General features: G+C 71.1%; 9 protein-coding genes. 5 read left to right on the top strand and 4 right to left on the bottom strand.

The genetic code is table 11. The annotated features are described in order from the left end of the window. The first annotated feature begins 103 nt into the window (after window positions 1–103). From BO39_RS15355 to BO39_RS15345, 3 genes are read left to right on the top strand one after another with little or no spacing between them, the layout of a single operon-like run. Entirely contained in the window at window positions 104–1447 is a 1344-nt protein-coding gene (locus BO39_RS15355; RefSeq protein WP_043834869.1) for an Nramp family divalent metal transporter, read from the top strand. A gap of 58 nt (window positions 1448–1505) precedes the next feature. Next, complete coding sequence (locus BO39_RS15350) at window positions 1506–3191, top strand: peptide ABC transporter substrate-binding protein (protein WP_245615180.1); 1686 nt, start codon at window positions 1506–1508, stop codon at window positions 3189–3191. A gap of 1 nt (window position 3192) precedes the next feature. After that, entirely contained in the window at window positions 3193–4152 is a 960-nt protein-coding gene (locus BO39_RS15345) for an ABC transporter permease (RefSeq protein ID WP_043834866.1), read from the top strand. A 158-nt stretch (window positions 4153–4310) separates the two neighbouring features. Here BO39_RS15345 and BO39_RS15340 read toward each other — a convergent pair whose 3' ends face one another. Further along, window positions 4311–5366 (bottom strand): SDR family oxidoreductase, encoded by a 1056-nt coding sequence (locus tag BO39_RS15340; protein ID WP_043834864.1) that lies wholly within the window; start codon window positions 5364–5366, stop codon window positions 4311–4313. Between the two features lie 236 nt (window positions 5367–5602). On the opposite strand from BO39_RS15340, the gene BO39_RS15335 reads away from it, so the two are divergent. Further along, window positions 5603–6430, top strand: a complete 828-nt coding sequence (locus tag BO39_RS15335) for an ABC transporter permease (RefSeq protein WP_043834861.1) — start codon at window positions 5603–5605, stop codon at window positions 6428–6430. Between the two features lie 19 nt (window positions 6431–6449). Here BO39_RS15335 and BO39_RS15330 read toward each other — a convergent pair whose 3' ends face one another. Continuing rightward, window positions 6450–8228, bottom strand: coding sequence for a histidine kinase famiy protein (locus tag BO39_RS15330; protein ID WP_052402144.1), 1779 nt, complete (start codon window positions 8226–8228; stop codon window positions 6450–6452). A gap of 292 nt (window positions 8229–8520) precedes the next feature. Between BO39_RS15330 and BO39_RS15325 the strand changes: the two genes are divergently transcribed. Beyond that, entirely contained in the window at window positions 8521–8883 is a 363-nt protein-coding gene (locus tag BO39_RS15325) for a hypothetical protein (protein ID WP_043834859.1), read from the top strand. Here the strand turns inward: BO39_RS15325 and BO39_RS15320 are convergent. Then, complete coding sequence (locus BO39_RS15320; protein WP_169742771.1) at window positions 8808–10793, bottom strand: PhoX family protein; 1986 nt, start codon at window positions 10791–10793, stop codon at window positions 8808–8810. The genes BO39_RS15325 and BO39_RS15320 overlap by 76 nt on opposite strands. Before the next feature lie 104 nt (window positions 10794–10897). Beyond that, entirely contained in the window at window positions 10898–12415 is a 1518-nt protein-coding gene (locus BO39_RS15315) for a PhoX family protein (protein WP_169742770.1), read from the bottom strand. Between the last annotated feature and the right edge of the window lie 46 nt (window positions 12416–12461).

The raw sequence follows: 12461 nt of genomic DNA, 5'->3' as shown, positions 1-12461 counted from the left end.
CAAGATATTGAAAAATAACACAATCTATCGACATATCGCGACCTGAACACCTGTTCATTGATCAGTTGTTCGCCGCGAAGAAGGGATACCGATGGCGCGACACATGGGCCGCTTGCCCGAGGCCGTTCCCGGACCGCTGCCCGGGCCGGGGGATGCCACGCCTAGCCTTCCGGAGGTGAACCGCAGCGTCGCCGTGCCCAATGCCGGAAGCTGGCTACGCCGGCTGATGGCCTTCATCGGCCCCGGCTACCTTGTCGCCGTCGGCTACATGGACCCTGGCAACTGGGCCACCGCACTCGCGGGCGGGTCGGCCTTCGGCTACACGCTGCTGACGGTCGCCTTGCTCTCCTCGCTCATGGCGATCCTTCTCCAGGCCCTCTGCGCCCGCATCGGCCTGGCCACGGGCCGCGACCTCGCCCAGCTCTGCCGGGACCGCTTCCCCCGCGTCGTCGCCATCCCCCTCTGGTTCCTGGCCGAGATCGCCATCTGCGCGACCGACCTTGCGGAGCTGATCGGCACTGCCATCGCGCTGCAGCTCCTCTTCGGCATCCCCCTCCTGATCGGCGTGCTACTCACCGCGCTCGACGCCTTCCTCATCCTCTGGCTGCAGAACAAGGGGATGCGCTGGCTCGAAGCCTTTATCATGGGCATGATCGCCCTCATCGCCGGCTGCTTCGTCGCGCAGCTGGTGATGGCGGATCCGAACTGGGGCGAGGTGATCCGCGGCTACCTGCCCTCCGCCTCCATCGTGACGAACCAGACGCAGCTCTACATCGCGCTCGGCATCCTCGGCGCGACGGTGATGCCGCATAACCTCTACCTGCACACCGCCGTTATCCAGTCCCGCGACATCCGCCGCGACGAGGAGGGCAAGAAGGAAGCCATCCGCTTCGCCACCATCGACAGCACCGTGGCGCTCGCGCTCGCGCTGCTGATCAACTCCTCCATCCTCATCCTCGCCGCCGCCGCCTTCCATGCGAGCGGCAACACCGAGGTGGCGGAGATCGGCGACGCGCACGAGCTCCTCGCGCCGCTCCTCGGCACCGCAGCCCCCTATCTCTTCGCCATCGCGCTGCTTGCCTGCGGCCTCAATTCCACTGTCACGGCAACTCTCGCGGGTCAGGTGGTGATGGAGGGCTTCCTCCGCTTCCGCCTCAACCCCGTTTTGCGCCGCCTGCTCACGCGGCTCGTCGCCATCGTCCCCGCCGTCATCGTCACCGCCCTCTACGGCGAGAGCGGCACGGCGCGCATGCTCGTCCTCTCCCAGGTCGTGCTCTCGCTCCAGCTCCCCTTCGCGGTCATCCCGCTGATGCTCTTCGCCGGGGACCGCAGCCGCCTCGGCACGCTCCGCGCCCCCTCCTGGCAACTCGCCCTCGGCTGGGCCTCGGCGGCGCTGATCGTGGTGCTGAACATGAAGCTGCTCTTCGACTTCGTGACGGGCGACTGAGCCGCGAGCAGGCGGGCGGGCCCTACCTTCCCGCCCGCGGGCGCGCCATCATCCCCTCATGCAGATGGCACCCACGCACACGGCCTCCTGGGGCCGCCGCGCCCTCGTCGCCCTCCTGGCCCTCCTCGCCGCCCCGCCCGCCAAGGCCCAGCCGCGCGACACCCTGACGATCGGCATCTCGCAAGCCACGGGCACCTTCCACCCGAACATCGAGAGCATGGCGGCGAAGTCCTACATCCTTGGCTTCGCCCGCCGCCCCCTCACCGGCCACGGCCCCGACTGGCTCCCCCTCTGCCTCGCCTGCGAGACGCTGCCGACCCTCGAGAACGGCGGCGTCGTCCTGGAGACCACGCCCGACGGCAAGCCGGGCATGCGCGTCACCTGGCGGCTGCGCGACGACCTCCGCTGGGGCGACGGCCGCCCCGTCGCGGGCGAGGACATGCGCTTCGCCTGGGAGGCCGGACGCGCCTTCGAGACGGGCTTCGGCGGCGCCGAGTTCTACCGCTCCGCCTACGAGTTCCTCTCCGACAGCCCGCGCGGCTTCACCCTCCGCTTCGACAGGGTGAGCTTCGACGCCGGCTCCGCCGAGAGCTTCGAGCCGCTGCCCGCCCATATCGACCGCCCAATCTGGGAGGCCGACCGTCGCAACTACCGCTCCCGCACCGCCTACGACACGGACACGACCAATCCCGGCCTCTGGAACGGCCCCTACCGCGTCACTGCCGTGCAGCCCGGCGCCGGCGTCACGCTGGAGCGCAACGAGGCCTGGGCCGGCCCCGCCCCCGCCTTCCGCCGGATCAACATCCGCGTGGTCGAGAACTCCGCCGCGCTGGAAGCCCAGCTCCTTGCCGGCCAGATCGACATGGTCGCGGGCGAGCTCGGCTTCTCCCTCGACCAGGCAATCGCGCTGGAGCGCCGCACCCGCAACCGATTCCGCTTCGCCTACCGCCCCGGCCTCGTCTGGGAGCACCTGGACCTGCGCCTCGACAACCCGGTGCTGGCGGATGTCCGCGTCCGTCAGGCGCTGATGCTGGCCATCGACCGCCCGAAGATCACCGCCAGCCTCTTCGACAACCGCCAGCCCGTCGCCGCCACCGCCATCCACCCCGACGACCCCATGCTGGACCGCTCGCTCGCCCCCTGGCCCTTCGACCCCGCCCGCGCTTCCGCCCTGCTGGAGGAAGCCGGCTGGCGCCCGGGCCCGGACGGCGTCCGCCGCAATGCGGAGGGCGCCCGCCTCGTCATCGATCTTCAGACCACCGCCGGCAACCGCTCGCGCGAGACAGTGCTGCAGGTCGTCCAGGGCATGTGGCGCGCGGCGGGGGTGGAGGCGCGCATCGCCAACCAGCCGCCCCGCGTCCTCTTCGGCGAAACCCTCTCCCAGCGCCGCTTCCAGGGGGCCGTCCTCTATGCCTGGATCAGCAGCCCCGAGAACGTGCCCCGCACCACCCTGCACTCCGGCGAGATCCCGACCGCCGAGCGCAACTGGTCGGGCCAGAACTACCCTGGCTACCGCAACCCCGAGATGGACGCGCTCCTCGAAGCCCTGCCGCAGGAGCTGGACGCCGCGAAGCGCCGCCCCCTCTGGGCACGCCTGCAGGCTATGACCCACCGCGATCTGCCCGCGATCCCTCTCTGGCACCGGGCGGAGCCGCATGTCTGGCCGCAATGGCTCGATGGCGTGCGCCCGACCGGCAACATGTCGCCCTCCTCGCTCTGGGTCACGGATTGGCGGGTGCGCTGAGATGCTGCGGATGATCGCGGGCAGGCTGCCGCAGATCGCCATCACCCTCGCGCTGCTCTCGCTCGCCGCCTATCTCGCAATCGGCGCCATGCCCGGTGACCCGATCTCGCTCGCCATGATGGCCGACCCGCGCCTGGGCCCGGCCGATGTCGCGCGGATGCGCGCCTTGCACGGCCTCGACCAACCCCTACTCGCCCGCTGGTGGGCCTGGGCCGCGGGCGTGCTGCGCGGGGAGTTCGGCTATTCCCGCCTCTTCGCCCGCCCCGCCGCCGAGGTGCTGTGGCCCGCCCTCCGCGGCAGCCTCGTCCTGCTCGGCGCCGCCCTCGCGCTGGCCGCCTCGCTCGGCGTCGCCGCCGGGATGCTCGCGGCCCTGCGCCCCCGCTGGCGCGGCGCGGTGGATGCCGTGGCCCTTCTCTCCCAGGCACTGCCGGCCTTCTGGCTCGGCATCCTTCTCATCATCCTCTTCGCCGTTACCCTCGGCTGGCTCCCGGCCGGCGGCTCGCCGGAAGGGGGCGGCTTCGCGGAAGCCGCGCGCTTCCTCATCCTCCCCGTCGCCACCCTCGCCATCGCCCACCTCGCCGCCTATGCCCGCCACACGGCGGCGAGCATGGCGGAGGTGTTGCAATCCCCCTGGATCACCGCCACCCGCGCCCGCGGCAACCCGGAATCCCGCATCGCCATCCGCCACGCGCTGCCCAATGCCGCGGTGCCGCTCCTCTCGATCCTGGCGCTGGATGCCGGCTCCCTCGTCTCCGGCGCGCTCATCACGGAAACCGTCTTCGCGCGCCCCGGCATGGGCAAGCTGCTGACCGACGCGGTCATGGGCAACGACCACAACCTCGCGCTCCTCGCCCTCATGCTCGTCGCCGCGACCACGCTGCTGGCGACGCTCGCAGCCGATCTCGCCCAGCGCGCGCTCGACCCGCGCCTGACAGGGCGCGAATGGGGCCGGATGCCCTGACGAATGACCGCCTTGGGCGATGAGCAGGCCTCGCCAGCGAACGCTTCGGCCGCCTCGCGCCCATGGCGGTCATCACCTCGCCACTGCTGACATGCCGGCAGCGGACGCAGGCCGGTCCCGCACCATCACCATGACGGTGCGGGTCTGCACGATCGACGTTAGGGAATAATCTTCCCCGCGCGGAGGGAAGCGAAGAAGGTGCGGAACATCTCCTCGGTGTCGATGCACTCGGCAAAGCCCGCCTTCCGCGCCTTGATCGTGCTCGACACGTTGTCGTACCCGCTGTTGAAGATGAAGTCGGCGAAGTTCCACGAGACGACCCTCTCATAGGGCGTGTCGAGCAGGCCATGTTTCGCGACGATCCCGCTCCACAGCTCCGCCTTGTCCGTCATGTAGGACGAGAGCGGCATCGGCACCGGATCGGCGGTCTCCATGTCGAACATGCGGGCGATGCGCGGCCACATGTGCTGCCAGCGGAATTGGTCGCCGTTGGTAATGTTGAAGATGTCATCGCGCGCGGCCGGCGAGACACCCGCCCAGACGGTCGCCTCCGCCAGGAGCTCCGCGGAAGTGACCTGATAGAGGGCGCGATAGGCCTCGGGCGAGCCCGGAAAGCGCAGCGGGAGGCGGAGCTCCCTGGAGATGGTCGCGTAGACGGCGATCGCCACGCCAAGGTTCATCGGATTGCCGGTGGCGTAGCCGATGATCGCCTCCGGGCGCAGCGCCGTCCGATGCCAGGCCTTCCCCGCCTGCTGGCGCCGCAGGAAATCCTCCTGGTCGTAGTAGAAGTTCGGCGACATCAGTCGCGGGTCGTCCTCGCGCGCGGGCGTCTTGAAGGGCCCGAGGTCGGAGCCGTAGGCCTTGCCGCCCTGGTAGAAGGCTACGTGGCTCAGAGCCGGCGACGCCGCCTCGACCACCTCGACGAGGTTCCGCAGGATCGCCACGTTGACCGCGGACCGCTCGCCCGCACCTGCCTTTTCGATGTAGGCCGCGAAAACGATGTGCGTCACGCCGCCGAGCCCACCGAGCTTGCGCTCCACATCCTCCCTGTCCAGCAGGTCGACCGTGATGCCTTCCACACCCCCGGGCAGGTCGGCGCTGCGGCGGGAAAGGCCGTAGACCTTCGTGTCGGGCGTGTTGGCCCAGGCGATGGCCGCCGCCCTGCCGGAGACGCCGTGTACGCCCGCGACGAGAACCACGTTCTTCGTGCTCACCTGGAACTCCTTCGCTTGAATGCTCCCGGCACGATGCTCATCGACACGCCGACGTCGGCCGGGCCCGTGTTCATCGGTGCGCGTGAGGTAGTGAGAACCGGCGGCGACGCCTCAAGTTCTCCCCTCGGGGGCGGACGTTCCGCTATCGGCCGCGCCCGGCCCCCCCGGGCAGCCACGCGAGGGACCCCGAGAGGCAGAGAGCGGTCAGCCGCCGTGGCGGCTGGTATGAGGACCCTATGACCCGCCTCCGCCTCGGCCTCGCCATCCTGGCCCTCCTCGCTGCCGCCGCCCTCGCCGCCCCCTGGGTGGCGGACTGGCTCGGCGTGGACCCCGAGGTGCCCGACCTCCTCGCCCGACAGGCCGGTCCCTCCGCCGCCCATCCGCTGGGCACGGACGAGCTCGGCCGGGATATCCTCGTCCGCCTCCTCATCGGCGCGCGTGTCTCCCTCTCGGTGGGGCTCGCAGCCGCCCTGGCCTCGACGGTCATCGGCCTCGCCGCCGGGCTCCTCGCGGCCTGGCGCGGCGGCTGGGTGGACGCCGCCCTCATGCGGCTGGCCGACGGGCTGCTGGCACTCCCGGCCCTGCCGCTTCTCGTGCTGCTGGCGGCGATGGACCCTGCGACGGTTGGTCTGCCGCGCGGCGGGGCGCTGGCCGATATCCTGCGGATCGTCCTCCTCCTCGCGGTCTTCGGCTGGGTCGGCGTCGCCCGCCTCTCCCGCGCGGCCGCCCTCTCCGTGCTCGCGCGCGACCACATCCGTGCCGCCCGTGCGCTGGGCGTCGGCGAGGCGCGGCTGCTGCGCCGACACGTCGCCCCGGCCCTCGCCGCGCCGCTCACCGTCGCGGGCTCGCTCGCCGTCGCCGGCGCCATCCTGGCGGAGAGCACGCTTTCCTTCCTCGGCCTCGGCATCCAGCCGCCCGCCGCCTCCTGGGGGAACATGCTGGCCAATGCCCAGGACCTCGTTTTCAGCGCCCCGATGGCCGCGCTCTGGCCGGGCCTCGCGATCGCCCTCGCGGTGGCCGGCGCCATGCTGGTCGCGGATGGCCTGCGGGAAGGACGCGGCTGAACCCGCCGGGCGGGCTGCCTCAGCCCTCGTGCCGCGGCCCTTCGTGCGTGCGCGGCGGAACCTCGACCCGTTCCCCCACGGCGCGGCGGTTCAGCGCCGCCCTGACCCGGTCCGCCAGATCGGTGCGGCGATAGGGCTTGCCCAGCACGTCCATGGAGGGCGCGCGCGGACCCTCCAGCACCAGGTCCTCGTTGTAGCCGGTGGTCAGCAGCACCCCGATCCCGGGCCGCCGCTCGCGCGCCCTCTCCGCCAGCACGATCCCGTTCATGCCGCCGGGCATGAGGATGTCTGAGAACAGGAGGTCCACCGAGGCGCCCTCCGCCCCTTCAAGGATCTCCAGTGCCTCCTCGGGCCCACGGGCGACGAGCACGCGATAGCCGAGGATCAGGAGGTGCTCCCGCGCGAGGGCCAGCACGTCGTCATTGTCCTCGACGACGAGGATCGTCGCGGCCGAGCCGCGGCGATCCTCTCGCGGCAGGGTCTCGGCCACGGGTTTCGCGGGCACCGCCGGCTCGGCCGCCGTTTCGCTCACGGGGAACAGCATGCGGATCGTCGTGCCCCGCCCCGGCTCGCTCTCGATCTCAAGCTTGCCCAGGGACTGCTGCACAAAGCCCTGCGCCATCGCGAGCCCGAGTCCCGTGCCCTTGCCCGGCCCCTTGGTGGTGAAGAAGGGCTCCGTCGCCCGCTCCACGACATAGGCCGGCATGCCCGTGCCCTCATCCCTGACGGAGAGCGCGACGTAGCGCCCGCCCCCAACGCCATCCCCCTCCCGCGTCACCGCGGAGGTTTCCACCGTCACCGTCCCGCCCTCCGGCATCGCGTCGCGCGCGTTGATGACGACGTTGAGCAACGCCATCTCAAGATGCACCGGGTCGATCATCACCGAAGGCAGCCGTCGGCGAAGGCTGAAATGTAGCTCGGCGCGGCTGCCGACCGTCGTCTCCAGCATCTCGCCGAAATCGTGGATGAGCGAGGTGAGGTCGACCGCCTTCGGTTCCAGCCGCGTCTTCCGCGCGAAGGCGAGGAGCTGCCGCGTCAGCTTCGCACCGCGCTCGGTCGCGTCGCTCGCGCGGTCCACGTAGCGCATCAGCGATTTGTCAGTGAGCTTCCCGCGCAGGAACTCGAGGTTGCCTGAGACGATCAGAAGAAGGTTGTTGAAGTCGTGCGCGAGGCCTGCGGTCAGCTGACCGATCGCCTCCATCTTCTGCGCCTGGCGGTAGGCTTGCTCGGAGGTCCGCCGCCGCGTCACGTCGAGCTGCGAGGCGAAGAAGTAGAGCAGCCGCCCCGACTTCTCGAAGACCGGCGCGATGAAGACCGCGTTCCAGAAGGGCGTGCCGTCCCGCTTGTAGTTGAGCAACTCCACCGAGGCCGCACGGTGCTCCTGGACCGCCGTCCTCAGCTCCGCGACCTTCTCGCGATCGGTCTGCGCACCCTGCAGGAAGCGGCAGTTGCGCCCGACGATCTCCTCCTGCCGATAGCCCGTCAGGTCCTGGAAGGCGCGGTTGGCGAAGACGATCGGGTTATCCGGCAGGTTTGGGTCCGTGAGGATCATCGGCATGCGCGTCATCTCGACGGCCGCGAAGAACACGTTGCCACGGTCGTCCAGGCCCGGCTCCGTGACTGTCGCCTCCTGCCAGTGATGGACGGCGACGTTGCCGGTGGGTGAGTAGGAGCCGGGGTCGTGCTGACCCGCCGCCGGAACGCCGCGGCTCTGCCGGTCACCCTGCCCCTGCACGTCCGTCGCGTCCGGCTTTCCCGTTCCGTCCGCGCCCTTCAAGTCGTCCTCTCGCACGCGCATCCCCGGATCCATTAACGCGGCGTTTTTGGCCGACAAAGGAGAGATTGGGAACATTCCGAAATGCGCCAGAGTGTCGGCCAGCGGCTTTGTGGGCGGGTGGGGCGCTCCGAGCCCATTGATCTGCTCTGCCCTGTGCAACGCCGACCTGATCCCGCAATTCCGTTAACCAACCAGCAAGATTTCTTCGGTCAAGTTCCGTCTCAAAAATGATGAATATAGGACGGAATCATCGAGTGATGAGAGACGATGCGCCGCGCGCCTCGGCAGCCCCGGAGCGACGAAGACGGGCAGGATGAGCGCCGCCCCCGTGCCCGAGGGCCAGGGCGACTGCCAGCCGCCGCAGCGTCTCGACCAGAACGGCCCCAACGGCTATCCCCATTGGGGCCCGAGCTATGCCTATCGCGGCGCGGTCATCCATACGAACCGGCGGGAAACCTACTATCTCTTCGAACTGGAGAGTTTCCCCAATGGCGGCTGGGCTGGCCTCGGCAGCCTCTGGGCCGTCACGCGACTGGTCGATACCTGGCTCGACGAGGGCCGCCTGCCGGCGCACTACCGGCAGCGCGGCCCTGGCGCGGCTCAGCTCCCGACCGCACCACCGTCCTTGCGGACGATCGCGATGATGGAGGGGCGCGGCGGCATCCCCTCGGCATGATCCGGCCAGCGGGTGGAGGGCTTGTCGTAGGTGCTCCCCCTGTCCTCTCCGGGGTGCTGGATCGCCAGGAACACCGTCCGGTCCCCAGGGCCGATCAGCGGCCCGCAGACCTCCGCACCGGTCGGCGCCGCGTAGAAGCGCCGCGTCAGCGCCCGCCCCTCGCCCTCGGTGTCGGCGGCATAGAGCCCATCCGCTACATTCGCCGCGGCCGGGGCGCCATCGGTTGCGATCCAGATCCGGCCCTTGCTGTCGAAGGCGCAGTTGTCGGGGCAGGAGAGCCAGCCTGAATCCGCGCCCACCGCCCGGTGGTAGGAGGCGCCGGGATCGGAGCCCGGCCGTCCCGCCATCAGGAAGGTCTCCCAGCGCGCGGTCGGCGCCGCGTGGTCCACCCCGCGCGGGCCCCGCGGCGGCACAATCTCGATGACGTGGCCATGGATGTTGTTCGCGCGCGGGTTCGCCTCGTCCGTCCGCGCGGCCGTGCGGCTGCCGTTGTTCGTCAGCATGACGTAAACGCGCCCGTTCACCGGGTTCGCCTGCACGTCCTCAGGCCGGTCCATCGGCGTCGCGCCCAGTAGGTCGGCGGCGCGCCGCGCCTCGATCACCACGTCGCCCTGGCTGCGGAAGCCGTTCGCCTCGGTAAGCGGCCCCTCGCCATGCACCAGGGGCAGCCAGGTCACCGTGCCGTCATCCCCGAAGCGCGCGACGGAGAGCGTGCCCTCGTCCAGCAGGTCACGGTTGGCGGCCGCATTCTCACGATCCCAGGGCCGCGCCGTGACAAAGCGGTAGACGTAGTCGAAGCGCTCGTCGTCGCCCATGTAGATCACCACGCGCCCATCGGCCGAAACCGCGTGCGTGCAGCCCTCGTGCTTGAAGCGGCCAAGCGCGGTGCGCTTCACCGGCACGCTCGCGGGATCGTAGGGATCGAACTCCACCACCCAGCCAAAGCGGTTCGGCTCGTTCGGCTCGCTCGCCACGTCGAAGCGCGGCACGTGGCGGCCCCAGGGGAATTGCGCATCCCGCACCAGGCCATAGCGCTTGTAGGACGCGGCCTGCGCCCCCTCCTCCACGCCGGGCCCGCCGAAGTAGTAGTTGAAGTTCTCCTCGGCGATCAGCACCGTGCCCCAGGGCGTGTTGCCGCCGGCGCAGTTGTTCAGCGTACCGCGTACCAACATCCCGGTCGGATCGGCCGAGGTGCGAAGCCGGTCGTGCCCCGCCGCCGGGCCGCTCACCCGGATCGGCGTCTCCGCCGTGATCCGCCGGTTCAGCCGGCTCCCAGCGACCGGCGCCCAACGCCCATTACCGGGCCCGCCCTCGCGTCGGATCTCCACCACGCTCGCCCCGTGCGCCATCATCTCGGTCGCCACCTGCGCGGCGGAGGTGCCCAGCCGCGCTGCGCGGGCATCCCCGAGCCCCGCGAACATCAGCTCCGGGTTCGTGTACTCGTGGTTCACGACGAGCAGGCCGTGCTCGCCCTCCCCGCCCTTCGGCAGGGGGAAAAAGTCCAGGTAGTCATTGTTGTAGCCGAACTGCATCGCCTGCGCCGCGGCGGACTGCGCGGTGGGGTCGAAGGCCGGCGCGCCCGGCAGCACCGGGTCACCCCAGCGGATCACCACCTGCACCTCGTGCCCCTCGGCCACGGCCTCCCCCGGCCCGGTGCCGTGCGGCAGCCCGCGGAAGCCGAGCGTGGAGGCGCCCACCCCCTGCACCCCGGCATCCGCGCCCTGGGCCCGACCCTGCACCGCGACGCCGGCAAAGGTCGCGCCGATCAGCCCGCGCAGCGCCGCGCGCCGCGCCAGCCGCCGGCCGAGCACCTGCCCGATCGGATCCACCGGCGCCGGGTTGCTCCCGATGTCCTCGATGTCGCGCGGCATCGCCGTGTCGACCGTCGACCGCTCATCCGAACCCTGCATTGCACCGCCCCCGTCTCAATGGCGGCCGCTTAGTCCCCGCGGCGCACCGCCGCGTGTCGGTTCGGTGAAGCTTTCGTGACGGCACGGCGCATCTCGGCGCCTCGTCAGTCCCCTACCCTGCCCGGCCGCAGCCGGCTGAGGGTGATCAGGGTGGTGCGCGGCGGCGTATTCCCGTCGAAAGCGGGCCATGTGGTGCCCGGCCGGTCCCAGGAGGCGCCGGGCTCCGCGCCCGGGGTACGCACGATCGCAAACACCGCCGTTCCACCCGGGGCCGGCGTCGCGCCGCCGATCGCGGCCCCGCGCGGCGCGGCGTAGAGCACGCCCGGCAGGCCGCGCTGGGGGCCCGCCACCTCTACCCCCACCAGTAGGTCCGGCGCCGGCCCGAGCCGCCCGCCGCGGTCCGTCCCGATCCAGACCCGGCCCGCACCGTCGGCCGCCACGGTGTCCGGGTGCTCCAGTGCCGCCCGGCCCGGCACCCGCGCAGGACCTCCCCGCAGCAAGACCGAGGCCTGGGCGCTCTCCGCCCCGTGGTCGCGCCCGTCCGGCACGATTTGCACCACCCGGCCCGGAGCGGGAGGCGACACGCCGGGCTGGCCGCGGCAGGCGAGGAACAGCGATCCGTCGCCCCGGTCCAGGTCGAGGCCGGAGGGATAGTCGAACCCTGTCGCCCCCAGCCGCGCCGCAATCGCCACCGTGTCGGTCAGCGCCACCAGCACACGCGGCAGGGCGATCCAATGCAGCCGATCACCCTCCACCCGCGCCACCGCGAGGGTACCGTTGTCGAGCGCGTCCTGTGCCCGTGCGGAACCAACAGACGTGAAGCGGAAGAGGAAGCCGTCCGCCCGCCGATCTGTCATGTAGATCACCGCGCGGCCGTCCGCGGTCATGGCGCTCGCCACGTCGCCATGGGCGAAGCGGCCGAGAGCCGTGCGCTTCACCGGCACGGCGGCGGGCTCCGTCCCGTCGAGTTCCGCCACCCAGCCGAAGCCGCGGGCATCGGCGAATCGCGCATCGACGCCGCGCAGCCGCGTGGACCAGCCGGCTGGGTCGCCCTCCGCCAGGAGAAGGCTGCCCCAGGGTGTCCAGCACCCGCCGGAGACGTTGAGCAGCCCTCGCACCGTTTCTCCGATGCCCGCCGCCGCGGGGCCCGACACGTGGCAGAGGGTATTGGCCGTAAGCCGGCGGGACTGGTAACCCCCATCCGAAACGATCCAGCGCTCGCCCTGCCTCTCAACGTTGAGCAGTGAGGCGCCTTGCATCGCCGCCGCCACTTCCGGCTGGTCCACGCCGCCGGGGAAGGCCATGGCCGGATCGACCGTCGGGTGCGCGACGGCCAGGATGCCCCGCGGCACGCCATCCCCGCCGACGGGCGGCACAAGGAGGCCGAGGAGAAGCCCATCCCAGCCGAACTGCGTCTCCGCCGCCTCCGCCGTCGGGGTGCGTGGATGCCAGGGCTTGGCATCGAAGGTCACGCGGTCACCCCAGCGGGCGAGGACATCGCGGGCGTAACCGGGCGCCACCGTATCGGCCGGCAGCGTGGGAGGTGCGGCGAGCGGCAGGTTTGCCGCCTCCGTCCGGTCCGAACCGAGCGCGGTCAGCGAGAGCGCCGCGCCCGCACGCAAGAGATCGCGCCGGGACGGGGATGCCGTTACGCAGGCCATATTATCA

The organism is Roseomonas aerilata DSM 19363, from assembly GCF_000711725.1.
Classification (GTDB): domain Bacteria; phylum Pseudomonadota; class Alphaproteobacteria; order Acetobacterales; family Acetobacteraceae; genus Roseomonas; species Roseomonas aerilata.
This window is presented reverse-complemented; position numbering and strand designations above follow the sequence as displayed.

Bases quoted from the DNA above. Each gene is read 5' to 3' on its own strand.
- BO39_RS15355 (WP_043834869.1), top strand. From the start codon at position 104: ATGGGCCGCTTGCCCGAGGCCGTTCCCGGACCGCTGCCCGGGCCGGGG.
- BO39_RS15320 (WP_169742771.1), bottom strand. From the start codon at position 10,793: ATGCAGGGTTCGGATGAGCGGTCGACGGTCGACACGGCGATGCCGCGC.
- BO39_RS15325 (WP_043834859.1), top strand. From the start codon at position 8,521: ATGAGCGCCGCCCCCGTGCCCGAGGGCCAGGGCGACTGCCAGCCGCCG.
- BO39_RS15330 (WP_052402144.1), bottom strand. From the start codon at position 8,228: ATGCGCGTGCGAGAGGACGACTTGAAGGGCGCGGACGGAACGGGAAAG.
- BO39_RS15345 (WP_043834866.1), top strand. From the start codon at position 3,193: ATGCTGCGGATGATCGCGGGCAGGCTGCCGCAGATCGCCATCACCCTC.
- BO39_RS15350 (WP_245615180.1), top strand. From the start codon at position 1,506: ATGCAGATGGCACCCACGCACACGGCCTCCTGGGGCCGCCGCGCCCTC.
- BO39_RS15335 (WP_043834861.1), top strand. From the start codon at position 5,603: ATGACCCGCCTCCGCCTCGGCCTCGCCATCCTGGCCCTCCTCGCTGCC.